This window comes from Acidovorax sp. 93 (assembly GCF_003633835.1).
Taxonomy (GTDB): domain Bacteria; phylum Pseudomonadota; class Gammaproteobacteria; order Burkholderiales; family Burkholderiaceae_C; genus Acidovorax; species Acidovorax facilis.
In genome coordinates this window covers 2,576,905-2,600,840 of sequence record NZ_RBIT01000001.1, presented here as the reverse complement: position 1 = coordinate 2,600,840, position 23,936 = coordinate 2,576,905, and the positions used below count along the sequence as shown (strand labels likewise).

General features: G+C 64.7%; 26 protein-coding genes and 1 pseudogene. 11 read left to right on the top strand and 16 right to left on the bottom strand.

All coding sequences use genetic code 11. The annotated features are described in order from the left end of the window. Positions 1–10: 10 nt before the first annotated feature. Positions 11–448 carry a thermonuclease family protein gene (locus tag C8C93_RS11885; protein WP_121507031.1) on the bottom strand — a complete coding sequence of 146 codons (438 nt, stop codon included), beginning with the start codon at positions 446–448 and terminating at the stop codon, positions 11–13. A 396-nt stretch (positions 449–844) separates the two neighbouring features. Between C8C93_RS11885 and C8C93_RS11880 the strand changes: the two genes are divergently transcribed. After that, entirely contained in the window at positions 845–1,447 is a 603-nt protein-coding gene (locus C8C93_RS11880) for a DUF2242 domain-containing protein (protein ID WP_370110826.1), read from the top strand. 79 nt (positions 1,448–1,526) lie between these two features. On the opposite strand, the gene C8C93_RS11875 is transcribed toward C8C93_RS11880, so the two are convergent. Further along, positions 1,527–1,922 carry an RBBP9/YdeN family alpha/beta hydrolase gene (locus tag C8C93_RS11875; RefSeq protein ID WP_370108981.1) on the bottom strand — a complete coding sequence of 132 codons (396 nt, stop codon included), beginning with the start codon at positions 1,920–1,922 and terminating at the stop codon, positions 1,527–1,529. A 40-nt stretch (positions 1,923–1,962) separates the two neighbouring features. After that, positions 1,963–2,076, bottom strand: a pseudogene (locus C8C93_RS25655) (alpha/beta hydrolase); the annotation flags it as partial. Positions 2,077–2,403: 327 nt separating this feature from the next. Here C8C93_RS25655 and C8C93_RS11870 point away from each other — a divergent pair. Beyond that, positions 2,404–2,841: an Lrp/AsnC family transcriptional regulator gene (locus C8C93_RS11870; RefSeq protein ID WP_055398842.1), complete on the top strand. Its 438-nt coding sequence runs from the start codon at positions 2,404–2,406 to the stop codon at positions 2,839–2,841. 95 nt (positions 2,842–2,936) lie between these two features. Here C8C93_RS11870 and C8C93_RS11865 read toward each other — a convergent pair whose 3' ends face one another. Both C8C93_RS11865 and C8C93_RS11860 read right to left on the bottom strand, forming a co-directional pair. Beyond that, positions 2,937–3,482: a dihydrofolate reductase family protein gene (locus C8C93_RS11865; protein ID WP_121507030.1), complete on the bottom strand. Its 546-nt coding sequence runs from the start codon at positions 3,480–3,482 to the stop codon at positions 2,937–2,939. A 77-nt stretch (positions 3,483–3,559) separates the two neighbouring features. Next, complete coding sequence (locus tag C8C93_RS11860; protein ID WP_121507029.1) at positions 3,560–4,450, bottom strand: LysR family transcriptional regulator; 891 nt, start codon at positions 4,448–4,450, stop codon at positions 3,560–3,562. A gap of 184 nt (positions 4,451–4,634) precedes the next feature. On the opposite strand from C8C93_RS11860, the gene C8C93_RS11855 reads away from it, so the two are divergent. Next, positions 4,635–5,345, top strand: a complete 711-nt coding sequence (locus C8C93_RS11855; RefSeq protein WP_121508764.1) for a glutathione S-transferase family protein — start codon at positions 4,635–4,637, stop codon at positions 5,343–5,345. 174 nt (positions 5,346–5,519) lie between these two features. Here C8C93_RS11855 and C8C93_RS11850 read toward each other — a convergent pair whose 3' ends face one another. Continuing rightward, the gene (locus C8C93_RS11850) at positions 5,520–6,182 is read right to left on the bottom strand and encodes a pseudouridine synthase (protein ID WP_370108976.1); all 663 of its coding nucleotides are present in this window, start codon (positions 6,180–6,182) and stop codon (positions 5,520–5,522) included. 149 nt (positions 6,183–6,331) lie between these two features. On the opposite strand from C8C93_RS11850, the gene gltS reads away from it, so the two are divergent. Next, a complete protein-coding gene (gene gltS, locus C8C93_RS11845) occupies positions 6,332–7,573 on the top strand; it encodes a sodium/glutamate symporter (protein WP_055398922.1) in 1,242 nt (413 codons plus the stop codon). A gap of 135 nt (positions 7,574–7,708) precedes the next feature. On the opposite strand, the gene C8C93_RS11840 is transcribed toward gltS, so the two are convergent. Then, positions 7,709–8,635, bottom strand: coding sequence for a M23 family metallopeptidase (locus tag C8C93_RS11840; RefSeq protein ID WP_121507027.1), 927 nt, complete (start codon positions 8,633–8,635; stop codon positions 7,709–7,711). A 181-nt stretch (positions 8,636–8,816) separates the two neighbouring features. On the opposite strand from C8C93_RS11840, the gene C8C93_RS11835 reads away from it, so the two are divergent. Then, entirely contained in the window at positions 8,817–10,088 is a 1,272-nt protein-coding gene (locus tag C8C93_RS11835; RefSeq protein ID WP_121508763.1) for a phosphatidylserine/phosphatidylglycerophosphate/cardiolipin synthase family protein, read from the top strand. Between the two features lie 435 nt (positions 10,089–10,523). Here C8C93_RS11835 and C8C93_RS11830 read toward each other — a convergent pair whose 3' ends face one another. Next, the gene (locus C8C93_RS11830; RefSeq protein WP_121419513.1) at positions 10,524–10,772 is read right to left on the bottom strand and encodes a hypothetical protein; all 249 of its coding nucleotides are present in this window, start codon (positions 10,770–10,772) and stop codon (positions 10,524–10,526) included. Between the two features lie 158 nt (positions 10,773–10,930). Between C8C93_RS11830 and C8C93_RS11825 the strand changes: the two genes are divergently transcribed. The 4 genes from C8C93_RS11825 (at position 10,931) to C8C93_RS11810 (ending at position 15,626) form a co-directional block, all read left to right on the top strand. After that, positions 10,931–11,893, top strand: coding sequence for a MoxR family ATPase (locus C8C93_RS11825; protein ID WP_121419514.1), 963 nt, complete (start codon positions 10,931–10,933; stop codon positions 11,891–11,893). A gap of 5 nt (positions 11,894–11,898) precedes the next feature. After that, entirely contained in the window at positions 11,899–13,071 is a 1,173-nt protein-coding gene (locus tag C8C93_RS11820; protein WP_121507026.1) for a DUF58 domain-containing protein, read from the top strand. Then, a complete protein-coding gene (locus C8C93_RS11815) occupies positions 13,068–14,561 on the top strand; it encodes a DUF3488 domain-containing protein (protein ID WP_121507025.1) in 1,494 nt (497 codons plus the stop codon). The genes C8C93_RS11820 and C8C93_RS11815 overlap by 4 nt, the downstream gene beginning before the upstream one ends. Positions 14,562–14,849: 288 nt before the next feature. Further along, the gene (locus C8C93_RS11810) at positions 14,850–15,626 is read left to right on the top strand and encodes a transporter substrate-binding domain-containing protein (RefSeq protein ID WP_121507024.1); all 777 of its coding nucleotides are present in this window, start codon (positions 14,850–14,852) and stop codon (positions 15,624–15,626) included. Positions 15,627–15,654: 28 nt separating this feature from the next. On the opposite strand, the gene C8C93_RS11805 is transcribed toward C8C93_RS11810, so the two are convergent. From C8C93_RS11805 to C8C93_RS11785, 5 genes are all read right to left on the bottom strand, one after another. Then, positions 15,655–16,122, bottom strand: coding sequence for an SRPBCC family protein (locus tag C8C93_RS11805; protein WP_121507023.1), 468 nt, complete (start codon positions 16,120–16,122; stop codon positions 15,655–15,657). Between the two features lie 160 nt (positions 16,123–16,282). Beyond that, on the bottom strand, positions 16,283–16,600 hold the full coding sequence (locus C8C93_RS11800; protein WP_121507022.1) for a DUF2322 family protein: 318 nt from the start codon (positions 16,598–16,600) through the stop codon (positions 16,283–16,285). A gap of 125 nt (positions 16,601–16,725) precedes the next feature. Further along, the gene (locus C8C93_RS11795; protein ID WP_010460358.1) at positions 16,726–17,055 is read right to left on the bottom strand and encodes a hypothetical protein; all 330 of its coding nucleotides are present in this window, start codon (positions 17,053–17,055) and stop codon (positions 16,726–16,728) included. Between the two features lie 62 nt (positions 17,056–17,117). Continuing rightward, on the bottom strand, positions 17,118–18,110 hold the full coding sequence (locus C8C93_RS11790; protein WP_228894406.1) for an FHA domain-containing protein: 993 nt from the start codon (positions 18,108–18,110) through the stop codon (positions 17,118–17,120). Further along, positions 18,107–19,531: a serine protease gene (locus tag C8C93_RS11785; RefSeq protein WP_121507020.1), complete on the bottom strand. Its 1,425-nt coding sequence runs from the start codon at positions 19,529–19,531 to the stop codon at positions 18,107–18,109. The genes C8C93_RS11790 and C8C93_RS11785 overlap by 4 nt, the downstream gene beginning before the upstream one ends. A gap of 79 nt (positions 19,532–19,610) precedes the next feature. Here C8C93_RS11785 and C8C93_RS11780 point away from each other — a divergent pair, with 79 nt between their 5' ends. Both C8C93_RS11780 and C8C93_RS11775 read left to right on the top strand, forming a co-directional pair. Further along, a complete protein-coding gene (locus tag C8C93_RS11780) occupies positions 19,611–20,555 on the top strand; it encodes a M14 family metallocarboxypeptidase (RefSeq protein ID WP_121507019.1) in 945 nt (314 codons plus the stop codon). Positions 20,556–20,707: 152 nt separating this feature from the next. After that, positions 20,708–21,826: a hypothetical protein gene (locus tag C8C93_RS11775; RefSeq protein ID WP_121507018.1), complete on the top strand. Its 1,119-nt coding sequence runs from the start codon at positions 20,708–20,710 to the stop codon at positions 21,824–21,826. A gap of 86 nt (positions 21,827–21,912) precedes the next feature. Here the strand turns inward: C8C93_RS11775 and C8C93_RS11770 are convergent, their stop codons facing one another. The 3 genes from C8C93_RS11770 to C8C93_RS11760 all read right to left on the bottom strand — a co-directional run bounded on the left by C8C93_RS11770 (position 21,913) and on the right by C8C93_RS11760 (position 23,934). Continuing rightward, positions 21,913–22,212 (bottom strand): hypothetical protein, encoded by a 300-nt coding sequence (locus C8C93_RS11770; protein WP_121507017.1) that lies wholly within the window; start codon positions 22,210–22,212, stop codon positions 21,913–21,915. 112 nt (positions 22,213–22,324) lie between these two features. Continuing rightward, positions 22,325–22,864 (bottom strand): DUF924 family protein, encoded by a 540-nt coding sequence (locus tag C8C93_RS11765; protein ID WP_121507016.1) that lies wholly within the window; start codon positions 22,862–22,864, stop codon positions 22,325–22,327. Continuing rightward, the gene (locus C8C93_RS11760) at positions 22,864–23,934 is read right to left on the bottom strand and encodes a DUF262 domain-containing protein (protein WP_121507015.1); all 1,071 of its coding nucleotides are present in this window, start codon (positions 23,932–23,934) and stop codon (positions 22,864–22,866) included. The genes C8C93_RS11765 and C8C93_RS11760 overlap by 1 nt, the downstream gene beginning before the upstream one ends. Positions 23,935–23,936: the final 2 nt, after the last annotated feature.

Below are 23,936 nucleotides of genomic sequence, written 5' to 3'. Positions count from 1 at the left end.
CCAGCCCAGCTCAGCGCTGGCTGCGTCGGTGCCGGTAGTCCCATGGGGCCAGTGGCCGTTTCTGCGACCACAACCCTGTGCCGCTGCTGCGCGCCTGGCGCTGCAGAGCCACCAGCTGCGGGCGGGATTCGGCATAGGGCGTGTAGACCCAGGCCAGGCCGGCACGCACCTGGGCGGTGGCCACATCGGTGCTGCCGCAGCGCACATGGGCCACCGTGCGGCCGTAGCTGTCTTCATCCACCGGCTGCAGCGTGGCGCGCTGCCTGAAGCACAGCCGCGCCAGGTGCTGCCGCGACTTCTGGCCAAACGCCTGGCGTGACTCGGGCGCGTCGATGGCGGCGATACGCACCTTCACCTGCTGGTAGGCACCGGGCGCGCCGCAGCGCACGGTCAGGGTGTCGCCGTCGCTGATGGCGACGACCAGGCAGAGCAGGGAGGCAAGGGGCACGGCAGCAGGGGGAGAGAGAAATGGTGGAAGGCGAGCAAGAAGGCAGGTGAAAAAATGTTGTGCCAAATTGCCACTTTGCGCTTTATAGATAAGCGCTAACAGCTATCAATAGTGTAGCATCTAGCGTGGTGTCTTTACGGGCTGCTGCAAATTGATACCTTGACGCGTGCAATGCCCGAAATGGTGCGCAGGGCCTGCGTGCAGGGCTTTGGGCTGTGGTTACCACGCTTTCAGCCCCTCCACGGGCAAGGGCGTTGTGCCAGGCTGGGCATAGGGCTTTCTAGAATCGACGGGAACCGGGTGTGGTGCAGACTGTCAGAACGCCATGGCAGCCGTTCTTCGCCCCTATGGCAACCGGAAATGCCCCCCGCAATGACGACTTTCTTGATGATGTTGATGACCCCGAAGGAGTGCCCGCCCTTGCGTTTGTGCCTTTTCCCGACCCGCTTCACTGCTCGTTCTGGTGCCGCTGCAGGTAGCTTGGCTCTGGCCGCATTGCTGGCAGGCTGTGTGGGCACCACGCCCAAGACGTTTGGGGTGCAGGAGAGTTTTGGTTCGGTGGCCACCTACTCGCGCCTGTTTGACGCCACGCCCGCCCAGACCTGCGAGGCATCGCGCCGCGCGCTGCTGAGCCAGGGCTACATCATCTCCACCCACCAGCCGGAGCTGGTGGAGGGCAAAAAGAGCTTCCAGCCCGAAGCCGAGTCGCACCTGCAGATGGTGGTGCGCGTGGTGTGTGTGCCCGAGGCCAATGACGGCAAGGTGAGCCTGGGCTTTGTGACGGCGCTGCAGGACACCTATGCCCTGCGCAAGACCAACAACTCGGCCAGCGTGGGCGTGGGCGCCATCGGGTCCGTGTCGCTGCCGTTTTCTGCCAGCAGCGAATCGCTGGTCAAGGTGGGCAGCGAGACCATTTCCAAGGACGCTTTCTACGAGAGCTTCTTCGATCTGGTCAAGCGCTACCTCGTGATGGACCAGGCGCAAGCCATCGGTGGCTGACGCGGAGGTTCCAGGCACTGTGGCCTGAGCGCTCTGGGCCTGCGCTCTCAGAGGGGCGTGGCAATCCCCGCAGCGGTTCTCACTCTCCGCGCCAGCGCGCCACCAGCTCCCATCCCTGCGGCCAGTCACCCAGGCCACTGTCGGCATTGAGGTGGCCCCGCGCACCCAGCACCACGTGCTCGGCGTTCCAGGCGCTGGCGCACTGCGCCGAAAAGCCGGGGGTGGAATACGGGTCGCTGGTGCTGCTCATCAGCACCCGTCTCGGCAGGTCGGGCTGGGCGGGCAGCACGGCAGGCAGTGGGGCAAAGCCTTTGGCGTCGGCCGGAAAATTCGGCCCCCCGGGGTCTGGCACCGCCACCAACAGCAGCGCTTGCACGGGCCGGTGGTGGCGCGCGGCCCAGTGCACCGCGACCAGGCAGCCCAGGCTGTGTGCCACCAGGATGGGGGGGCTGGGGCGATGCAGCAACGGCGTCATCGAGCGTGCGCACCCAGGTGTCGCAATCGGGGTGGTCCCAGTCGGCCTGCTCCACCCGCGCTACGCCCGCGTGCCGGGTTTGCCACAATGACTGCCAATGTGTGGGGCCCGAGTTGTAGATGCCCGGAATCAGCAAGACAGGTCGCGTCGTCATTCAATGTCCTTGTTCTCAAAGCAGATCCATCACTGCCCGCCAACAATATGAAACCGCCGCTGTTCCGGCCAGGGGGGCTCATCGGAAATCGCCCGCCCAAACCTTGAAGTCATCGTTAAGAGCCTGTTCAAAGTTTTTTTGGAGATCGCATTGGAGTGCAATCGGGATGAGTGATGCTTCGGATGCGCTGCATGGGCTCATGCCCATGCAAGCAGCCGAGGCGCCAAACACTTCCAAGTTCGTCGGCCCGATTTCACTCCAACCCTTCGGGCAAGGCACTTGTGGGACTCCAAAACGACTTTGAACAGGCTCTAAGAAAGCAGCACCGTGGAACTGGACAAAAAAGACCGGCAGATCCTCATGGCCCTGCAGCATGACGCGCGGCAAAGCCTGTCGGCGCTGGGCAAGCAGATCGGCCTGTCGCAGCCTGCGATGAGCGAGCGTGTGAAAAAGCTCGAAGACGCGGGCGTGATTGCAGGCTACGCGGCCCGCATCAACCTGGACGCCGTGGGCCTGGGCCTGCAGGCGGTGGTGCGGGTGCGCACCACGCACGAGCACATCCAGCGCTATGTGTTGCTGTTCCAGTCCCTGCCCGAAGTGCTGGATGTGGTGCGCGTGACCGGCGAAGACTGCTTCGTGGTGCGCTGCGCCTTCGGCCAGCCCGCCGACCTGGAGCGTGTGGTGGATGCGCTGGCCGCGTTTGGCAGCGTCTCCACATCACTGGTGCTGTCGCACCCGGTGAACAAGGCGGTGCCGCTGGGGTGAAACAGGGGTGGTCGTCTCGCCACAATAAAAATGGCCGTTACCGCGCGTCTGTATTGCACAAACAGCTATTGAATCTGTAGCGATCTGCGCACTGGCTACGGGCGTGGCATCGCGTAGCGCAGCTCGGCAAACAGGCCACGGAGTGTGGTCACCGACTGCAGGCGCAGCGCCGGTTGTGTGATCCGGCGTGGCAACAGCGGCTTGCCCGCACCCAGTGTGACCGGTGCGATCTGCACGATCAACTCGTCCAGCAGGCCCGCGTCATAAAACTGCCCCACCAGCTCGCCCCCGCCCACGATCCACACATTGCGCCCCGCTGCGGCCTGCACCATGGACTGGTGCACGGGCCGCACATCGCCACGCACAAAGCGCACATCGGCGCCCGGAATGGCGCGCAGCGTGCGCGTGCTGAACACCCATGTGGGCTGCGCGTACGGCCAGGGCAGGCCTGCGTCGATGGCGTGTTTCAGCATCCATTCGTAGGTGTGCGACCCCATGGCCAGCGCACCCACGTCGCGGATGAAAGCGGGGTAGCTGGAGCCCTCGATCTCGCCGAACTGCAAGAGCCAGCCAAGGTCATGGTCTGGCGTGGCAATGAAGCCATCGAGGCTGGATGCACCGTAGAACTGTGTGAGGGTCATGGCTGCGCACTGTAGAGACCGGCTGCTGACAACGTGCTGGCAGCAAGCTGGGAGGGCGACGGGAAGGCCCGAGTGCGTCAGGGCAACTGCACCGTCTCCGCGAGATGCCCGTACACCGTGGCAATGCGCCGCAGGTGCCGCGACTCGGGGTGCGTCAGCAGCCACAGCTCGGTTTCACAGTCGGCCAGCGACCCGGTGAGGGGGCGCAGGTCGCTGCGGCCCTGAGCCAGAAAGAGGGGCAGCACCCCCACGCCCATGCCCAGGGCCACCAGCTCCATCACGGTGAGCAGGCTGTTGACGCGGTAGGTGGGCTGCGCCTTGGGGTATTGCTTTTTGCGCCAGCGCACCGAGGGGTGGTCGGGCAGCGCGTCGTCGGGCGCAATCCAGGCTGCGCGGCCCGCCTCCACGTCGGACAGGACCAGCGGGCTGGCGGTGCCTGCGTACAGCGCGGATCGGATCATGCCCAGTTGCCGACCCACCAGGTGTTGTGGCGGACGCTTGGTGGCGCGCACGGCGATGTCGGTGTCTCGGCGCGTCAGGCTCACCAGTTCATTGCCCGCATGCAGTTCGTATACCAAGGCCGGGTGCCGGGGCTGCAGCACCTGCAGGGCCGGGGCGATGAGGCCGTGCAGGAGGGTGTCGGTGGTGGAGATGCGCACCGTGCCCGACACCTGCTCAGGCTGCGCCTGCGTGGCCGTGCGGGCGGCCTCCAGGGCGGCTTCCACGCGCTCGGCCTGCTCGGCCAGGGCCTGGGCCAGCTCTGAGGCGCGGTAGCCCGCGCGCGAGCGCTCGAACAGCGACTGGCCCAGCCCGCGCTCGATGCGCTGGATGGCACGGAACACCGTGGACGCATCCACGCCAAGCCGTTCACCGGCTGCTGCCAAGGTGCCGGTGCGCACCATGGCCAGCAGCACTTCCAGCTCTGCGGCGCCCAATTGATATTGCGCGAGTGCAATCGATGTTTTCATGTTTGCTTATTTTGTTTGCGCCAATGCAATCATAAATTCTGCTGGTCGCCATACGTCGGTAGATACACCAACGGGCGATGCCCACCCTCTTGCCATAGAAAGCCCGCCCCATGGAACGCACCTGCACCTGCATTGCCCGCCTGTTGAATACCCTCTGTGCCCCACACGCTCAAGGATGGGCCGCATGAGCTCGCGAACAGCCGCACCCGCACTCACCCTGGTCTCGCATGCGCTGTGCCCCTACGTGCAGCGCGTGGCCATCGTTCTGCACGAAAAGGGGCTGGCGTTTGAGCGCCGCACCATTGACCTGGCCCGCAAGCCCGACTGGTTTCTGGCCATCTCGCCGCTGGGCAAGACCCCGGTCTTGCAGGTGCAGGGCCAAAGCCTGTTCGAGTCCGCTGTGATCTGCGAATACCTGGAGGAAGTGGCCATGCCCGTGTTGCACCCGTCAGATCCGCTGCAACGCGCACGCCACCGGGCATGGATGGAGTTTGGCTCTGCGGTGCTGAACACCATCGGCGGCTTCTACGCCGCGCCGGATGAGGCCACGCTGCAGGCCCGCGCGCAGGACCTGCGCAGCCGCTTTGTGCAGATCGAAGAGGCCCTGGGCCAGCGCAGCGTGCCGGGGCCGTACTTTGCCGGGCCGGACTTTGGCATGGTGGATGCGGTGTTCGGCCCGGTGTTCCGGTACTTTGACGTCATCGACACCTTGCCGGGTGTGGATGACCTGGGGCTCTGGCAGGGTTTGCCGCGTGTGCTGCACTGGCGTGCTGCACTGGCTGCGCGCCATTCGGTGCAGCAGGCCGTGGGGGCCGACTATGCCGAGGGCTTGCTGGCCTTTTTGCTCGCGCTTGGGTCCGCGTTGTCGCGGCGCATGCAGGCGGTGGCCGCGTAGGCTAGGGATCCTCTGCACGAATCACCGCGCCGCGTGCCTCTGCCGCCTCGGGCGGTCTGCCGCGTTGCAAGTACTCGCAATAGCTACGGCTATTGCTGCGCCTTGCGCCTTGCCGCCCATCCCGATCCGCAGCTCACACTTACCGCTCAATTCGTGCAGAGGATCCCTGGCGGCTCAATCCGCCCAGGTGCCCGGCGCCAGACCGTCCAGCGTGTACGGCCCGATGGCCGCACGGATGAGCCGCAGCGTGGGGTGGCCCACGGCGGCCGTCATGCGGCGCACCTGGCGGTTGCGGCCTTCGCGGATGATCAGCTCGATCCAGGCAGTGGGGATGGCCTTGCGTTGGCGGATAGGCGGGTTGCGGTCCCACACCGCAGGCGCGGGCTCCAGCAGCCGTGCGCGGGCGGGCAGGGTGGGGCCGTCGTTCAACACCACGCCGCTGCGCAGCGCGGCCAGCGCGGCCTCATCGGGGACGCCCTCCACCTGCACCCAGTAGGTCTTCTCCATCTTGAAGCGTGGGTCGGCAATGCGGGCCTGTTGCTTGCCGTCGTTGGTCAGCAGCAGCAGGCCCTCGCTGTCGGCATCCAGTCGCCCGGCCACGTATACGCCGGGCAGGTCGATGTAGTCCTTCAGGCCCTGCCATTTGCCCTCGGCAGTGAACTGGCTGAGCACGCCGTAGGGTTTGTTGAAGCGGATCAGGCGGGCGGTCATCGACGACGGGGTGGGAGCGGTGAGGGTGGATCGGGGCGCGCAGGGCTGCCGAGCATAGCTGCAGCGAGGGAGGAAAGAACCAGTGCGGCGCTGAGTGAACAGGGTGGCGTCTGACACCTGCTTCATCCTCCGGCCTGGCCGGGGGGCGGAGCTTGACAGGTAAAATAGGCCTCCAGCGCTACGCTAGCTTGCGCTTGCAGCTATTTAATCCATAGCTGATTCATCTGGGCAAGTGTTGCCTGACCCTCTCATCCAGGCCTCAAGGAGACACCGCCATGACCACCATTGAACTCGACATTGCCCAGACCATCGGCATCGCCGCCGTGCTGCTGGTGGTGGGCGATTTCATCAAAAACCGCGTCGGCTTGCTCTCGCGTTACTTCATTCCCGGGCCCATCATCGGCGGACTGGTGTTTTCGCTGATTGCGTTGGTGGGCCACCAGACGGGCCTGTTCACCTTTCAGTTCTACGACAACATGCGCGCCTTTTTGCTGCTGGTGTTTTTCACCACCATCGGCTTTTCGGCCAGCTTCGAGCTGCTCAAGAAAGGCGGTGTCGGCGTAGCGCTGTTTCTGGCCGCCGCCGTGGGCCTGGTGGTGCTGCAGAACCTGCTCGGAGCCGGGCTGGCTGCTGCGCTGGGCGTGCATCCGCTCATCGGCGTGGCGGCGGGGTCCATATCGCTCACGGGCGGGCACGGCACCTCGGCCGCGTTTGGCCCGCTGCTGGAGCAGGCGGGCGCCGCAGGTGCGTTGCCCGCCGCCATTGCAGCGGCCACCTATGGCCTGGTGGCGGGTTGTGTGATTGGCGGCCCGCTGGGCACCCTGCTGATGCGGCGCAATGGCCTGCACACCTCGGGGTTGGCTGCGGGCACGCCAGCCGCTGCCACCGCCACGGCGGCTGGCGCCGTCGACGCCGCCAATGCCTCCACCGCCCGCCTTGCAGCCCCGGCCCCCATGGGCAACAGCGACACTGTGATGTACGCCAGCATCCTGATTGCCGTGTCCATCGGGGCAGGCACGTTGCTGGTCAACTGGCTCAAGGGCCTGGGCATTACGCTGCCTTCGTACCTGGGCCCGATGCTGGTGGCGGCGGTGGTGCGCAACATCATCGACTGGCGCGACAGTGCGCTGCCCCTGCGCCAGTTCGAGGTGGTGGGCAATGTGTCGCTGGCGTTCTTCCTGGCCATGGCGCTCATGTCCATGAAGCTGTGGGAGCTGGCCGAGGTGGCCGGGCCGCTGCTGGTCATCCTGCTTGCCCAGACCGTGCTGATGTTTGCGTATGGCTACTTTGTCACCTTCCGCGTGATGGGGCGCGACTATGACGCCGCAGTCATCGCCGCCGGCCACTGCGGCTTTGGCATGGGCGCCACGCCCAACGCCATGGCCAACATGCAGGCGTTCACCGCCGTCAATGGCCCATCGGTGAAGGCATTTTTTGTGATCCCGCTCGTGGGCTCGCTCTTCATCGACTTTTTCAACGCCGTGATCATCACAGGTTTCATGAATTATTTGAAGTGACCCCCTGAGCCGCTTCGCGTCTTCCCCCGTAGGGGGACGCCTCCAGCGGCCCGGCGAAGCCGGTTCCGCGGTGGCGCTGGTAGGGGCGCGCCCCCTTCAAGCGCTGTTGGCCCGCAGCGACGGTGGATACCGAAACTACACAGCCACAAACAGCGCAGGGTCCACCATGGTTCTGTTCAGCATCACTCCCCAGTGCAGGTGAGGCCCGGTCACGCGGCCGGTGGCGCCCACCTTGCAGAACGCGTCGCCCGCCTGCAGCACATCCCCCACGCGCACATCCTTGCTGCTCAGGTGGCAGTACATCGTCAGCAGGCCCTGGCCGTGGTCCAGCCACACCGTGCCGCCATTGAAGAAGTAGTCGCCCACGTCAATCACCCGGCCTGGCAACGGAGCCACGATGGGCGTGCCCGTGGCGGCGGCAATGTCCATGCCGCTGTGCGGATTACGCGGCTGGCCGTTGAACACGCGCCGCAGCCCGAACGAGCTGGACCGCCGCCCAGGCACCGGCACCCGCATGCGCAGCGATGGCAGGGCCACACCGGCGGGCTGCTCGGTGAAGGTCGCCATCACTTGCGCCTGGTGGTTGCGCTCGCGCTCGTAGCGGGCCTGGTCCTCGGGTGAGAGGTCCACCGTGCGCGGCGACACCTTGAGGTGCTGCTCTTTGTATTGCTTGGGGGCCACGCTGTAGTGCACCAGGCGCGGGCTGCCGCCGCCTTCGGCCAGCACGGTAATAAACGCATCGCCCGGCGCAGCGGCCAAAGGTATGCCCACGATGGCGGTCCACTCGATGGCATCGCCCACCACCCGCAGCGGCACATCCACATCGCCCTGGCGCACCTGCGCCACCGGCCGTGTGGCCGCTGGGCCCAGCGACAGCCGCGCCACACCACCGGGCACCTGCAGCGCCTGGGGCCACACCGTGGGCGCGGGTGGCAAGGGCTTGGCGTGCAGCAGCCCCACCAGGGCGGGCTGGGCGAGAAGGCCCGCCGTGCCGATCAAGGCGCTGCGGCGGTTGATGGGGGTGGCTGGGCGGATGAGGGCAGGGCGGGCAGGTTCAGACACGGCAGGGCAACGGTAAGAAAAAAGCGCAATTTGGGGGATGGCAAGCGCGCTGCAGCCGCGCGTGCACGGCGAGCACCCCGTAATTGTGCCGCCCAGCGTTGGCGGCGTCCGCCTACATCGCCACCCCCAGGCCGCCACCTACCATCGCGCCATGCCACCTGCCGCCCCCCGCCGCTTCACCATGTTCACTGTCTTGCTCACGGCCCTGGCCACGGGGGCCCTTGTCTTGTTGGCGCTCAACTTCACGGCGGGCGAGAAAAAGGTGCAGCAACAGCTGCCGCGCCTGTACAACACCGCCCACCCGCAGTTCGAACGTGCCCTGGGCAGTCTGCTGGGCCCGGGCATTGTGGGCGGCAATGCGGTGACAGAGCTGCTCAACGGCGACCAGATCTTTCCGCCCATGCTGGCCGCGATCAAATCCGCGCAAAAAAGCGTCACCTTCGAAACCTACATCTACTGGTCGGGCGACATCGGCAAGCAGTTTGCCGACGCCCTGAGCGAGCGCGCCCGCGCGGGTGTGTCCGTGCATGTGCTGCTCGACTGGGTAGGCAGCGCCAAGATGGAAGAGAGCTACTTGGCCGAGATGAAAGCGGCCGGGGTGCAGATCGAAAAATTCCACAAACCCCACTGGTACAACCTGGCCCGCCTGAACAACCGCACCCACCGCAAGCTGCTGGTGGTGGACGGACAGGTGGGCTTTACCGGTGGCGTGGGCATTGCGCCTGAGTGGACGGGCCACGCGCAAGACCCGGAGCACTGGCGCGACTCGCACTACCTGGTGCGTGGCCCCGTGGTGGCGCAGATGCAGGCCACGTTTTTGGACAACTGGCTCAAGGTCACCGGCAAGGTGCTGCATGGCGAGGCGTACTTTCCGGCCATCGCACAAGACCCTCCCGTGGGCACGCAAAAGGCGCAGATGTTCTCCAGCTCGCCATCGAGTGGCAGCGAGAGCATGCAGCTCATGTACCACCTGGCCATCACCGCCGCCGAGCGCAGCATCGACCTGTCGGTGGCGTACTTCGTGCCCGATGAGCTGACCCACAAATTGCTGATGGACGCCTTGGCGCGCGGCGTGCGCCTGCGCCTGGTGACCCCCGGTGAACACACCGACACCGAAACGGTGAAGGCTGCATCCCGCGCCACCTGGGGCCCGCTGCTGCAGGCCGGTGCCGAGATTTATGAATACACGCCCACCATGTACCACTGCAAGGTCATGATCGTGGACCAGCTGCTGGTGTCGGTGGGCTCCACCAATTTTGACAACCGCTCGTTCCGCCTGAACGATGAGGCCAACCTGAACGTGTACGACGCGGCGTTTGCGCAGCGCCAGACCGAGGTGTTTGAAGACGATATCGAGCGGTCACGCCGCGTGACCTACCAGGCTTGGTTGGACCGGCCGCTGCGCGAGAAGGCTCACGAGAAACTGACGGCCTTGCTGCGGTCGCAGTTGTGATGGGGTTTGAATGAAATCAGGTGCTGGCGCTTGTGGGTAAAGCGCCAGACGCTATCAATAGTGTAGTTTTCTGCGTCTGATGCGGGGGCGAAGACGCCGCCTGGATTTTTCAACCCAAGCAGGCATTTGCCCCTAGTCCACTGAAACCGAGAAATCGGCTGTGCGCCGGGGTGGCAGCGGGTGCAGCGCAAGGCTCGGGCTGCGGCCAAGGCTGGCCGCCTTGGCAAAGCCCGCAACGCAGCGATGCGCCTGCTACCACCCTGGCCCGAAGGGTGAGGGCCTGGCAGGGCCGCCCTCGTCGTTGCTGTGCTCGCCGGGTGTGCGCCCGCCTGCGCCCGCCGCCTAGAGTGCGGCCCTGCCAGACCCTCACGCACAGCCGATTTCTCGGTTTCAGTGGACTAGTGTCCCAAGTTTCTAACTCGGGACATTCGCCCATCAGTGCGTCACAAACTCGTACGTCACCGCCTCGCTGTCCACCATGTCGAGGATGTCGTCCAGCACATCTTCATCTTCGGTGCTGGCCCACAGGTCTTCAGGGTCTGCCGCAAACAGGGGTTCGATGGCAATGTCCATGAACTTGCCGTCGGGCAGCTTGATGACAGGCGTGCCCTCCGAGGTATCGACCAGCTCCCAGTCGTCGGGCACGGTCATTTCGAGTTGGATGGTGACGTTGAGTTTTTTCATGGCGATTCCTTGTTGGTAACCGGGCAGGGTAACCTGATTTGTTCTGCTGTGCGGGCTCCGGCGCCGACCGAGCGCGGATATGTGCCTGCTCATCGTGTGTCTTGGTTCCACCACAGCCGCTCCCTTAGAATTTTTGGCATATCAAGAGGGGAAGTCCGTTGGATCTCGCACAAACAGTCACAGACGCGGCACAGCAGTGCGCGCGCACGGCACAAGCCATCGTTCACAACGTTGAAAAAGTTCTGGAGGGCAAGCATCAGCAGGTCGAATTGGCGCTCGCAGCCGTCGTGGCTGGAGGGCACCTGCTGATTGAGGATGTGCCCGGCCTGGGCAAGACCATGCTGGCGCGCGCGCTGGCGGTGTCGGTGGGGCTGTCGTTCAAGCGCATCCAGTTCACCGCCGACCTGATGCCTTCAGACATCGTGGGCGGGCCGGTCTACAACCCCAAGGACGGCAGCTTCACGCTGCGCCCCGGCCCCGTCTTTGCCAACATCGTGCTGGCTGACGAGATCAATCGTGCCAACCCGCGCGCCCAGTCGGCCCTGCTCGAATGCATGGAGGAGGGGCAGATCACGCTGGACGGGCAAACCCTGCCGCTGCCAACACCGTTCGCCGTGCTGGCTACGCAAAACCCCATCGACATGGCGGGCACTTACCCGCTGCCAGAGGCGCAGCTCGACCGCTTCCTCATCCGCCTTTCGCTGGGCTACCCCGACGCGGATACCGAAGCGGGCCTGATCCAGAGCCAGCAGTTCTCGCACCCCATCAGCCGATTGCAGCCGGTGTGCCGGGCCGGCGAGTTCGAGCGGCTGGTGGCAGGGGCGCACGAGGTGTCCATCACCCCTGAGGTGGCGCAGTTCATTGCTGCCATCGTGCGGGCCACGCGCAAGCACCCCGACATCCGCTTCGGCGCTAGCCCGCGCGGCACGCTGGGCCTGGCGCGGATGGCGCGCGCGCTCAGCTGCATCCGCGGGCGCTCTTATGTGGACCCGGCCGTGGTGCGCGAAGTGGCCACGCCGGTGCTGGCACATCGCATCATCGTGCAAGGGCAGGGAGCCCAGGCCAAGGACCCCCACGACATCATCCAGGCCATCCTGATGTCGCAGCGCACGCCCCAGTAGCGCCCATGGAGCGACTGCTGACCCGATCACGCGTACTGCTCGCGTTCTGCTGCACGCTGCTGCTGGCGGCGCTCAACCGCCGAGACCCCATGGTCTACGGCATGTTCCTGTTCCTCGCCACCGTGACCGTGATGGGCTTCGTGCTGCCCTGGCTTTCGCTGCGCGGCATGGCCGTGCGGTTGCGGGCCGATGGTCTGGGTGGGGAAGTGATCGAAGGCGCTGGGTGCGACATTGGCATCGTGGTGGAGCGCAGCGTGCGCTGGCCCGCCTTCATGGTGGACGTGGAGACCGAATGGGAATGGGCCGGGCGTCACCTGACACTGCGCCATACGATTCCCGTCGTTCGCACAGGCAAGGCCGTTGAACTGGGCCGGCAAGTGCGGTTTGCATGCCGGGGTCACTACCGGCTGGTTGCCGTGCGTCTGGCCAGTGGCTTCCCGCTGGGCCTGGTGCAGGCCCGGCATGCCATGCAGCACACCGGTATCGCAGTGCATGTACTGCCCAAGCCCCAAGCGATGTATTGGCCGCTGCCCTGGAATGTATCGCCCGACCCCTCGGGCACGCTCGCCACCCGCCACACGGGCCAATCGTTCGAGCTGGGCCTGTTGCGCGAGTACCAGCAGGGCGATTCAGTAGGACGGGTGAACTGGCGCGCTTCAGCCCGGGTGGGCGAGTTGGTGATCCAGCACTTCCAGCAACTGGGGGCCGTGGTCCTGCGGGTGGCTGTGCATGCGCCTGCGGCGCCAGCCTTGGGCAACCCCGCCAGCGCGGGGGAGCAGGCCATCCGCCTGGCGGCGGGGGTTTTCGATGCAGCCCAAGGACACGGTGCACAGGCATTTCTGTATTTGGCGGGCGATGGCGAGCCTGTGCAGGGCGCTGCCCTGGTGCGCACGGCCCTGGCTGCGGCGCAGCCAGCAAGTCCTGCCCAGTTGTGCGAAGCCTGCATGCGCGTGGCTGCGGTTGCAAGGGTGGGCGATCAGATCGCGCTGGTCGTGCCGGGCGACATGGTGCAGGCCGACCTGGCAGCAGCGCTGGCAGAGTTGAAGGGCGTTGCCTGCGCAGTGGTGGTGTGCATCGCCTTGGGACATGTTGTTGGTCCGGCGCAATTGGTAGCTGCCCAGGGCCTGCAGGCCGTGGCCCAGCGGGCCGGTGCAGTCAGCTGGATGGAGGCACCATGAGGTCTGGCAGCACACCCGGCAATGCATCCGCCCTGGCCTCCACCGGCGTGCAGCCCGTACCCACCAGGGGCAGCACCCGCCGGGCGGACAAAGAACCGTCGGCCCCGCTGCAGAGTCGGGGCGCCATCGTGTTCGCAGGGCTTAGCTATCTGTTCACAGCCTTTGCGTTCTGTTACGTGGAACGGAGCTATCGGGCCTTCGGTTTTGCCTGTCTGCTGTGGCTGGTGTGGGCGGCACTTGGCTTTGGCGCTGGGGTGTTCAACCAGCGCGGCCCCGAGGGCGCAGGCCGCAGGCAGTGGCAGGTGCTGGGTCTGTTGGGCTTTGTGCTGGCGGTGTTCCCTGGCATCCTTCTCTTCTCCTTCCCGCGCTGGGTGTGCATGGTGCTGCTGGTCGTGATGGGCGCGCGGGCCGCCCAGCTGCGCACGCGGCGTGACCTGTACCTCACGATGACCGTGATCTTCACGGTATGTTTTCTGACCACCACGCACTACGCTGCCGACTGGAGCCTGTGGTTCTACCTGGGGCCGGCCTGGCTGTGCGGTGCGCTGACGCTTGCTTGGCTTCATGCCGAAGGCGTAGACCTGTCGCGCTGGACCAAGCTGTCGATGACTGCAGGTTTCGTGGCGGTGTCCTTTGCCATTGCTACCACACTGTTCCTGTTTGCACCCCGGCCGCCGGTGCTCGGTTTTGGCTTCCTGCCAGGTGGCGATACGCCGGGTTTGTTCGAACCGCCTTTCGGGAAGCAGAGCGACCCTGATGCGGACCAACGCGCCCGGGGGCAGGGCGGTCAAGGTGGTGCGGGTGGCAAGGGCTCCGGCTGGGGGGCGCCTCCGCGCCAGGGGCAGTCGCGGCTACAGCCCGGTACGCCCCCATCGCAGTGGGATCGCATGCTGGATTCCATGCGGGACGCTGGCCGCGACCCGTTCGCTCCACAGTGGCAGCGCGGTGCTATCAACGGGGCGCTGGACGCAGCCCAGGCGCTGCGCAACTGGTGGAAAGGCAGCGGCGGGCCAGGTGGCGCGGTGGGGACTGGCGGGCAGGACGACACGTCCATGCAGCCGCCTCCACCGGGCAGCGGCGGGGCAAGCAGTCTGCTCGGTCTATTGCTATGGCTGGTTTTCGTGGTCCTGGCATGGCTGCTGTGGCGTCGGCGCCATCGATGGGGCGTGCGCCTGGCACTGGCTGTGGCGTGGGGCCTGTCGCGGTGGTGTCCTGCACAGTCCATGCAGCTGTCTGCCCGCGCCATGACTTGGTGCTTGCGCGCCTACCGGCACCCGCCGCTGCGCGGGCAGTCCGTGCGCGAGCACTGGTCTTCTGCGAAAGGGCTTGCGCCACTGGCCCACACCTGGCTGAGTCGGGCGCTGGAGAACTACTGCGCCATGCGCTTTGGCGGCCTGCCTGCGACGCAGGAGCGGGCCCGGCGCCTGCGCGAGGACGTGCTGGGCGCCACCGAGGTCATGAGCGGCACCGTGCCCGAACTCAGCCGCTGAAGTCAGGCAGACCTCCGGCGTCGCTGCGCGGCGGGGTTGAGTCCCTGCTGCTTGGCCGTCGTCTTCATTTGCCACGTTGACCGCAGTCGCGCGCGGTTCAATTCAAGGCAGACGGCAGTGTGCAGACTATGGATACGGGTGCGGCGTGCCTTGAACTGGTGGACCTCATCCGGCCGACTCGCTGGGCACGCTGCGTAGCGAGGGGCTGCTGTATCCTTTTGTTGCGCACCGCTCACGCAGATGTTTGCAGTTGCACAGCCTATCCCTCTTCCTTCGGAGTCTCGCCCAATGATCGCCAAAAAAGTATTTGCCCTGGCCGCCGTGGCCGCCACCCTCGCCTTCAGCCAGGCCGCACAAGCCGGCCCACGGCTCGACAAGATCATGGAGGCCAAGGTCATCCGCGTGGGCACGCCCGGCGACTACCGCCCGTTTGCCATCAAGACCGACGCGGGCTACAGCGGCCACGACATCGATGTGATCGAAACCATGGCCAAGGAGCTGGGCGTGAAGATCGAATACGTGCCCACCACCTGGCCCAACCTGGTGAAGGACCTGCAGGGCGACAAGTTCGATGTGGCCGTGGGCGGCATCACCCGCAACGTCAACCGCATGCGCATCTTTGACATGCTGCCCGGCTACGCTCCCTTTGGCAAAGTGGCCCTGGTGCGCACGGCCGACAAGGCCAAATACACCAGCGTGGACGCCATGAACCAGCCCGCCGTGCGCGTCATCAAGAACCCCGGCGGCACCAACGAAACCTATGTGCTGGCCAACCTGAAAACTGCCCAGGTCAGCACGCACGACAAGAACGCCGAGATCCCCGCGCTGATCGCCGATGGCAAGGGCGACGTGATGATCACCGAGACGTATGAAGCCCTGCACTACGCCAAGGCCGACCCGCGCCTGCACGCCGCATTTGTGGACGCACCGCTCACGCCCAAGAACTACCTGGGCTTCATGCTGCCCACCGACGATGCCGACTATGTGCGTGTGATGGGCTTTGTGTGGGGCCTGGTGGACAGCCGGGGCACCATCAAGCAGGCGGCAGACAAGTGGTTGAAGTGATCAGGGCCTGAGGCTTTGGGCGTCTGAGTTATTCGCCCGGAATCTCTGGCTCCACCAGCAGCGCCAGCAGCTGCAGCGACTCCTGCCAGCCCACGTAGCACATCTCGGTGGGGATCACCGCCGGGATGCCCGCCTGCACGATGGACACCTCGGTCCCCGCGATCACCTTTGTCAGCTGGATCGTGGTGCGCATCTCGCCCGGCAGGTTGGGGTCGTCAAACCGGTCGGTGTGCACGATGCGCTCGCCCGGCACCAGCTCCACATACTCGCCGCCAAACGCATGCGTGCCGCCACTGCTGAAGTTGGTGAACTGCATGCGGTAACTCCCGCCCACGCGTGCGTCCATGCTCAGCACCCGGCCGGTAAACCCGTGGGGCGGCAGCCATTTGCACATGGCGTCTGGGTCCAGAAAGGCGCGGTAGATGCGCTCTGCCGGGGCGCGCAGCACGCGGTGCAGGGTGACGGTACCGGTGTTGGTGTTGGTGTTGGTCGTCATGCTCGGGTCTCCTTGGGGTGTAGATCTGTGGTGGATGAAAGCGTGAACCGCCAAACCATATCGGTTATTCAACGTGTTCACACCCCTACGACGAACGGACCTGCGCGTTTTCGACACGCCGCTGTTGTAACGGCCAACTTTTTGGCAAAGCCTCAGCCTTTCAGGCCACAACCGTCCGCACCCCAAAGCTCTCGCTGCCCTGCGCCCAGGCCAGCAGCCGGTCAATGTTGGGGTGCTTGCCGGGGAAGGTGCGCGCATCGGCTACATGCTCGGCATACCACTCCAGCCCCAGGGTGGCGGCCGCAGGCGTGATGCGGCCGCCGTACAAGGCAGCCAACGCGGCATACACCACCAGCGACCCGGTCTGTCCGGGCTTGTTCTCGATGGTGGCCAGCACTTGCCCATCCGGGCCGAGCAGGTGCAGGGCGGTGAGGTGGCTGGCGGAGGGGAGTTGCTTGAGGCGGTCTGTGAAGTTCATGGGATGGTGATAGGAGTGAAAATTTGAATGAAATTGGCCGCTTCCGCTCTATGGATAAGCACTTGTAGCTACCAAAAGAGGAGTAAAAACCGATGGTATGGAAGTAGCGGTGCGGTGGCGGGTGCTTACGCCTGCCACACCCCAAACCCCGCCGAGCGCAGGTCAATACCGATCTCGATCTCGCGGTCCACTGCATCCTCGTAGCTCATGGGGTTGAAGCCTTCGTACAGATCGGGCAGCAGGCGCAGGCCGTATTGCGTCACAAACCGGTTGGCCTGGATGCCCGCCTTGTGCTTGTCAAAGCGCACATCCGGGTCCAGCCCGGTCATGCCCACATACACGCAGGGCTTGCCCTCGATGTAGCCCGGGTTGCACCGGCGAAAGCGCGGCTCCAGCAGCACGTCTTTGGAGAGTTCGACCACGTAGACGTGGTGGTGGAGCTTGCGGCGGCGCATGGGTGGATGGGATAGACGCGGGTAGTAGGGCTGCGGTGAAGCGCTCTGCGCGGTGCTACTTTTTACTCGTCATCGTCCGCCTGGCCGTCATCGCTCAGGCGGCGGTCCAGCTTGCTGCGCAGCGACTCGGTTTCTTGCAGAAACTGCTCTACCGGCACGGCCGGGGCCACGCGCAGGCTGGGCGGGAACAGGCTGCTCATGTATAGCGTTTGCGACAAGCGCATGTTGTTGAGCCACTGAGCACCCAGCCACGACGGCACGCCCAGGGCCACCACTGCAGCCACCATCCACGCCAGGCCCACGCGGCGGCGCGGCAGCACGGTCGCCAGGTGGGCATACAGCGCACCAGCCAGCACCAGCACGATCAACACACTGGCGAACTGCGAAAAAACCTCCAGCGAGAAAACGAATGCGGTCAGGTGGGCCACCAGATGCACCACATCCACCCCCAGGGCCGCAACGCAGGCAATGCGCACGTGGCGCCAGAACTGCAGGTGGCCCGCAAACACCTTGTTGGCCGCCGCCCACACGCCCGACCAGGCGCCCAGCACCACCAGCAGCGTCAGCAACACGCCCGGCACAGCCTTCAGGTATTGCGAAGTGTCGCGTGCATCCAGCCACGACTCCCCCAGCCCCACCAGCAGCACCAGCGCCACCAGCGCCGCCGTGGTCCCCACCGTGCGCCACGGAAACTGCGGCAGCGGCTGCTCGTCGGCAATCGGCGCATCGGCCAGGCGCAGCGTGATGTGGGTGTGGCCCAGGTCGATGGGCGTGGCATCGGGCCAGTCAAAGTGCTCGCCCGGGCCGTGCTGCTTGCGCTGCAGGCGTGCGCCATTGCGCGTCTCCAGCACCTCGATCTGCACGGTGCGTGGCTCGTTCACCGCGCGGTCGATGCGCAGGTGCCGGGGCGCCACAAACGGGTCGTCCAGCACCAGGTCGCAGTCCAGCGCCCGGCCCACCGTCACGGGCCAGCGCGTGATAGGCGCGCGCGCCAGCAACGCGCCGTGGCGGTCAAAGGCTTCGATAAGCCCCAGGGTGGTCGGCATCGTGCTCATGGTGCGGCCTCCCAGCGGAAGGCCTTGAGGTAGTGGCTGGCCAGCTTCATGCCGTTGTCAAAGGCGATGCCCTGCACGTCCAGGCGGCCCAGCACGCCTTGCGTAGGCTGGTTGATGGACGCGGCCAGAACAGTCATGTTGTACAGACCGGGCAGCTTGCGGTAGGCCGACAGGCAGACCACCGCGCGCAGCGGCAGGCTGCCGGGGTCCACAAAGCGCTCGGTGCACTCTGCGGCCGTCTGGTGGCGGTTGCCGCGCCGTTGCAGCTGTTCGTTGGCAAAGCTCTGGGAAAACATCCGCGCGAACCGTGCAGCGCCCAGGGTGGGGGCGTTGTAGGCCTCATAGCTCAGGCGCACTGCGCCGGTGTTGAATTCACCCGCCACCACATCGCTGTCGGCCCGGCATTGCGTGCGCTCCAGGTTCAGGCCCGGAAACGCCGGGTCGCGCCCCGATCCCCAGCACCGCGCCAGCGCGTCGTCGGGTACGGGCACGCGGTAGTTGCCGTGGCGCTGTTCGCGAAACGGCGCTTTCAGGAACCGGTCTGTCAGAAGCTGCTGGTGCTCCATCAGTTGTCGCGTCATCTCGGCATGCGCGGCCTGGGTGATGGGCTGGGCGTTGGCCGCACGCTGCACCAGCGCCTGCGCAAACTCGGCCGGGATCAGAAAGCTGACCTGCTCGCCGTCGAGCCGCTTGGCCACGTTCACGCCCAGCACCCGGCCCGCATCGTCCACCGCCGGGCCGCCGCTCATGCCGGGGTTGAGCGTGCCGCCAAAAAAGATGCGCGGGTAAAAGCTGCGCTTGACCAGCCCGTTGTAGGTGCCCTCGGTCACGGCAAAGCCAATGTCCAGCGGGTTGCCCAGCGAGTAGATGCGCTCGCCCTGTGCCAGCGCCTCGTCGGCGGGCCGAAAGCCCAGCACCGGCGCAGCGGCCGTGCGGCCCTTGGCGCGCAGCACGGCCAGGTCGCGCTGCACGTCAAACGCCAGCAGCTCCACCTCGCCCTCCTGCCCCTCCATCGTCACGTACACACCCCGGTAGCGCTCGGGCTCCAGCGCCAGCTGGCTGGCCACGTGGAAGTTCGTCACGATCAGCCCATCGGCCGATACAAAAAAACCCGAGCCAATCGACGCCTGCGTGTTGGCATTGCGCAGCAGCGTGCGGATCTGCACCAGCTTGTCGCGCGACAGCTCATAAATGCGCCGGGCATCGCGCGACAGCAGGGCGGCATCCGCTTCGGTGGGGGCAGAGGCTGCAGCGGCCCCCGGTGGCGGTGTGGTGCCGTCTGCCGGGTCACTGCCCGCAGGGCGAGTTGCCGGGGGGGCGGCGGGTGGAGGGGCATTCTGTGCGTGGGCGACCAGGGCGCAGAGCAGCAGAACCAAGGACGAGGTAGCCAGCCGCAGGGGCCGGATCAGGGGGAAGGGCATCGCGGTATTCTATGAATGCCCTGCACCTCCCCAGGTTCTGCCTGGGCAACCCATCCAATATCTACACACCCACGCACCCATGCCAGAAACCCACACCTATCCCATCGGCACGCCCGGCCAGCCCTGGGGCGCCGCAGAGCGCGACCAGTGGCGCGCGCGCCAGGTGCGCCAGCGCAGCTACGCCGACGACGTGCTCACCGCCATCGAGGCACTGCGGGGCCGGTTTGATGTGGAGCTGTATGGCGATGTTGTCTATGCCGATGCTCAGCACCCGGCCGAGCGCTTTCCGCTGCGCGCCATCCGCAGCCGCAACTGGCAACCTGGCCTGCCCAGCGTGCTTATCACCGGCGGCGTGCACGGCTACGAAACCAGCGGCGTGCACGGCGCGCTGCGTTTTGTAGATACCCAGGCCGAACGCTTTGCGGGCCGTGCCAACCTGCTGGTGGTGCCCTGCGTCAGCCCCTGGGCGTATGAGCGGTTTCAGCGCTGGAACTTCGACGCCATCGACCCCAACCGCTCGTTCAAAGAAGGCTCCTCCGCGCAGGAATCCCTCGCCCTCATGCGGCTGGTGGCGCAGCACCAAGGCCAATATGGCCAGTTCACTGCCCACATCGATCTGCACGAAACCACCGACACCGACGAATCCGAATACCGCCCCGCCGTGGCCGCGCGCGACGGCAAGGTGTTCGAGCCCGGCAGCATTCCCGACGGCTTTTACCTGGTGGACGACACCGAGAACCCGCAGCCCGCCTTCCAGCAAGCCATCATCGAGGCCGTGGGCCGCGTCACGCACATCGCGCCGTCCGATGAAAAGAACGAAATCATCGGCTCGCCCGTGACCGAGCCCGGCGTGATCCGCTACGAATTCAAGGCCTGGGGCCTGTGCGCCAGCGTGACCGGGGCGCGCTACACCACGACCACCGAGGTCTACCCCGACAGCCCGCGCGCCACACCCGAGCAGTGCATCGCGGCGCAGGTGGCGGCGGTGTGCGCGGCGGTGGAGTTTGTGTGTGGGGCGCAGTAAACCTGTACCACCTTTTTTTTTGAGGGCCAAATTGGCCGCTACCGCCTGATAGATAAGCACTGATAGCTATAAAAATAGAAGCAATAGGGCGCTGAGGCGCTTAAGCACCAAAGCCCAAGCCCACCCACCACCCGCATTGAACAGAGACGCCCATGGACTGGCCCCAGATGCTGGACACCTTCGCCCGCATGCCCGCCGCCGAGCAGCAGGCCTGGTGGCGCATGGCCGCCGGGCTGCTGGCCGTGGTGGTAGCGCTGCTGTGGCTGGAGAGCCGCTACTTCAAGCCCAGCCGCCGCGTGGGCAGTTGGTTGGCGGTGCGCCTGGTGTCGGTGCTGGCCGCGCTTCTGGCGGTGGCGGCCGTGCTGCTGCCCGCGCGCGCCGTGGGCGGGCCCGCTGCGCTGGGCGTGTTTGTGCTGTCGCTCTACACCCTGGGGCCGGTGGTGTGGTTTGGCGGCCATGTGCTGGCCGGGCGCTGGGTGCGGCCCGCACTCTCGCGCGCCGAAAGCTTGGTGCTGGGCTTCACCGGCCTGGCCATCGCCGCCGTGCCCGTCTATGCCAGCCTGCTGGCGCAAAGCGCCCTGCAAACCGCCGCACGCGACGTGGCCCAGCGCCGCGAGCTGCCCGCCAGCAACCCGCTGGCCCACACCGTGCAGCCCGTGCAGCGTTACCAGCTGCACGGCGTGGGGCTCATCTACACCCAGTCACTGCTGGGCACCCCCAACACCCGCCTGCTGCGCGTGGAGCAGCGCCACGGCGGCGGCCAATGGCCCACGCACCCCCACCCCGTGGCCCACCCCAGCTACTGCACCCACGGCAACGACGTGCACCTGATGTGGTCCGCCCAGGAACCCCCTCCCTACCTGCGCCTGCACTGGGCCCAGAGCAACGGCGCACCCACCAAGGCCGAATTCACGCCCCAGCTGGTGTTTGACCCGGCCACGCCCGTGCCCGACTTCCCCCTCACCCTGCGCCCCGACGGCGCCGACCCAGCAGCCCCCATCGCGCGCGTGAGGGCGTACCTGGTGCTGTTGAAAGAAGGGCAGGCGGCGCCGTCACCGCAAGCTCAGACGCAGCAACCGCCGCAGACCTATACCCAGATGCTGGGCAGCCCGCCCGAAGCAGGCGAGGTGCGCACGACCGATTGCGTGATGGCGGGCTTCCAGCTCAGCCCCGCAGTTGCCAAGCAGGGCTGGCAGGTGCAGGCCATGGGGCTGGTGTTTCAGCTGTCCACAGGCGGGCAGCCGTTGCGGGCGTTGGTGGAGCGGAAATAGAGGCAAAATTGGCCATTTCCGCTTGATGGTATTGCCTTTGTTGCCATCAAATTGGAAGCAAGAAGGGTTTGGTGCGCGAGTGGGATTTATGGATTGCTTTCCAAAGCGCTCAGCAACCGCGCACTCACCTCGGCCGCATCCAGCGTGGCGAACTGCATGTTGTGCTGCTCCGTCAGCGGGCCGTGGCCCGGCTCCATGCGGCCCGCAGCGTCGTAGCCCATGGCCTTGAACTTCCAGACCCCGCCAACCAGCTTGAGCGAGCCCACATGCGCGCCATCGGCGGTGTGGACGGACACTGCGGCAGCGTTGATGTGCACCAGCTGCAACGAACCTGCCACCGGGCCAGGCGGCACATGGACGAAGGTGGGAGTGAACGGAGGCGTCATGGATGGGCTTTGCTGCTGGAGCTGTTTTGAATGAAATTGGCCTGTAGCGCAAGAAGGATATGCGCTGGCAGCTATCAATAGAGGAGCGGTTTGGGCCGAGATAGCGCCCGAGTCAGAACGACGACCCCGGTTCGCTCAGAAACGCCAGTTCTTCGGCCGTGGAGGTGCGGCCCGGCAGCGCGTTGCGATGCGGGTAGCGCCCAAAGCGGTCGATGATGGCCTTGTGCCGTCGCTCAAAGTCCAGGTTGTTTTCCATGCCCGGCTGCGCAAACAGCTCAAGCGCTTGCTCATGAATCACGGCAGATTCGCTGTGCATGTACGGCATGTAGGCGAACACGCGCTGCGCCGTGGGCAGGCTGCGGTCCTGCCCGCTGGCCACCAGCTCTTGCGCCAGGGCAAGGGCCAAGGTGTCTTGCGCAAAGGCGCGGGCGGTGTCGCGGTACACGTTGCGCGAGAACTGGTCCAGCACCAGGATTTCTGCCAACCGGCCTTCTGGGGTGGCGCGCCAGGTGAACAGTTCACAGCGGGCTGCGGCCTCCAGCGTGGGGCCGAAGCGGGTGCGGATAGTTGCGTCTAGCTCCGTGTCCTTTGCAAAGTGCTTCTGGGGAGTGAGCTCGGTGAACCAGAAGAGAAGAACTGAATGGGGCTGCATCAACGGTGCGACCTAGATACCCAAATCGCAAACCACTTACTTAAAAGCTCAAATCTTTTCTCGTGACTGGATTTGTCGTTGACTGATCGCAGTGCAGTTGAATATGTTTCCAAATCTGAAGATAAATCGTCTGGATATATTGATGACTTGTCTTTTGATTTTACCCATCCAGTAAAAGTTTCTATAAAATCTCTTGCTTCCCAGTGCTGTTCCGAATTCAAACTGCGAATAAACCAGTAATAGACTGGAATTGGGCCTTCAGATCGAAGTAGATCATCTTCAAAAAAGAAGATGTCGGTCATTCTGTCCAAATTCTGGAGTACAGATTTTAATGTTTCTGTCAGTGTGATATCGTTGTCGGACGACGATACTGAAGTAAATTGATCTAAGTTTTCCTTCTTTGTGTTTTCAATTCTTCCCAATTGCTCAAACATAAGGATCTTTGCCGCAAGATTGAGATCTTGACCGGAGCCTTTTGGGAATTTTGAATTGGATGTGAAGAAATCATGGCTGCATATTTGTCTGACCAAATCTGGAACTGGACCAGCCATAGCATTTCTAACTTCTGCGCCTGTCAATGGGCGGCTTCTGTTCAATCTAACGAAAAGCTCTTCAATGAAGCGCTTATCCGAAGTAACTACTCCCATTATGATGGGGTTGAAATTCTCAAATTCTTCCGCTATCCCAGGGAATTGCTGGCGAAGTTGCTCTAGTGTTAAGCCAGCTAATTTTATATTTGGGTCGGCAATATATTTAAAGTCTTCTGAAAGTGCAATTTTTCCATCAAAAAAATCGAAAATTGCTTCAAATCTTTGCTTGCCATCGATTACTGCGTAAGCGGAGGCATTGCGGTTAAGGTCGGAAGGTCCCCAAGTGAAATCAGTTACATAAAATTTGGGTAAATCAAAGCCGTTGACGATGGAATCAATTAAATATTGCTTGTCTGATTTGGACCAGCGGCGTCCCTTGCGTTGATATGGTGGCTCCATATCAATTCGATCTCGTCTATTCTTCCACCAGGACAAGGTTCTGCGGTCGAGCTCCTGAATTCGAAATTTTGAGTTATTCATGT

What these genes read in the sequence shown, in the direction of transcription:
- C8C93_RS11880 (WP_370110826.1), top strand. Translation starts at nt 845, where the DNA reads ATGACCCCGAAGGAGTGCCCGCCCTTGCGTTTGTGCCTTTTCCCGACC.
- C8C93_RS11875 (WP_370108981.1), bottom strand. Translation starts at nt 1,922, where the DNA reads ATGACGCCGTTGCTGCATCGCCCCAGCCCCCCCATCCTGGTGGCACAC.
- C8C93_RS11865 (WP_121507030.1), bottom strand. Translation starts at nt 3,482, where the DNA reads ATGACCCTCACACAGTTCTACGGTGCATCCAGCCTCGATGGCTTCATT.
- C8C93_RS11860 (WP_121507029.1), bottom strand. Translation starts at nt 4,450, where the DNA reads ATGAAAACATCGATTGCACTCGCGCAATATCAATTGGGCGCCGCAGAG.
- C8C93_RS11855 (WP_121508764.1), top strand. Translation starts at nt 4,635, where the DNA reads ATGAGCTCGCGAACAGCCGCACCCGCACTCACCCTGGTCTCGCATGCG.
- C8C93_RS11850 (WP_370108976.1), bottom strand. Translation starts at nt 6,182, where the DNA reads ATGAAGCAGGTGTCAGACGCCACCCTGTTCACTCAGCGCCGCACTGGT.
- gltS (WP_055398922.1), top strand. Translation starts at nt 6,332, where the DNA reads ATGACCACCATTGAACTCGACATTGCCCAGACCATCGGCATCGCCGCC.
- C8C93_RS11835 (WP_121508763.1), top strand. Translation starts at nt 8,817, where the DNA reads ATGTTCACTGTCTTGCTCACGGCCCTGGCCACGGGGGCCCTTGTCTTG.
- C8C93_RS11830 (WP_121419513.1), bottom strand. Translation starts at nt 10,772, where the DNA reads ATGAAAAAACTCAACGTCACCATCCAACTCGAAATGACCGTGCCCGAC.
- C8C93_RS11820 (WP_121507026.1), top strand. Translation starts at nt 11,899, where the DNA reads ATGGAGCGACTGCTGACCCGATCACGCGTACTGCTCGCGTTCTGCTGC.
- C8C93_RS11815 (WP_121507025.1), top strand. Translation starts at nt 13,068, where the DNA reads ATGAGGTCTGGCAGCACACCCGGCAATGCATCCGCCCTGGCCTCCACC.
- C8C93_RS11810 (WP_121507024.1), top strand. Translation starts at nt 14,850, where the DNA reads ATGATCGCCAAAAAAGTATTTGCCCTGGCCGCCGTGGCCGCCACCCTC.
- C8C93_RS11805 (WP_121507023.1), bottom strand. Translation starts at nt 16,122, where the DNA reads ATGACGACCAACACCAACACCAACACCGGTACCGTCACCCTGCACCGC.
- C8C93_RS11800 (WP_121507022.1), bottom strand. Translation starts at nt 16,600, where the DNA reads ATGAACTTCACAGACCGCCTCAAGCAACTCCCCTCCGCCAGCCACCTC.
- C8C93_RS11795 (WP_010460358.1), bottom strand. Translation starts at nt 17,055, where the DNA reads ATGCGCCGCCGCAAGCTCCACCACCACGTCTACGTGGTCGAACTCTCC.
- C8C93_RS11790 (WP_228894406.1), bottom strand. Translation starts at nt 18,110, where the DNA reads ATGAGCACGATGCCGACCACCCTGGGGCTTATCGAAGCCTTTGACCGC.
- C8C93_RS11785 (WP_121507020.1), bottom strand. Translation starts at nt 19,531, where the DNA reads ATGCCCTTCCCCCTGATCCGGCCCCTGCGGCTGGCTACCTCGTCCTTG.
- C8C93_RS11780 (WP_121507019.1), top strand. Translation starts at nt 19,611, where the DNA reads ATGCCAGAAACCCACACCTATCCCATCGGCACGCCCGGCCAGCCCTGG.
- C8C93_RS11775 (WP_121507018.1), top strand. Translation starts at nt 20,708, where the DNA reads ATGGACTGGCCCCAGATGCTGGACACCTTCGCCCGCATGCCCGCCGCC.
- C8C93_RS11770 (WP_121507017.1), bottom strand. Translation starts at nt 22,212, where the DNA reads ATGACGCCTCCGTTCACTCCCACCTTCGTCCATGTGCCGCCTGGCCCG.
- C8C93_RS11765 (WP_121507016.1), bottom strand. Translation starts at nt 22,864, where the DNA reads ATGCAGCCCCATTCAGTTCTTCTCTTCTGGTTCACCGAGCTCACTCCC.
- C8C93_RS11760 (WP_121507015.1), bottom strand. Translation starts at nt 23,934, where the DNA reads ATGAATAACTCAAAATTTCGAATTCAGGAGCTCGACCGCAGAACCTTG.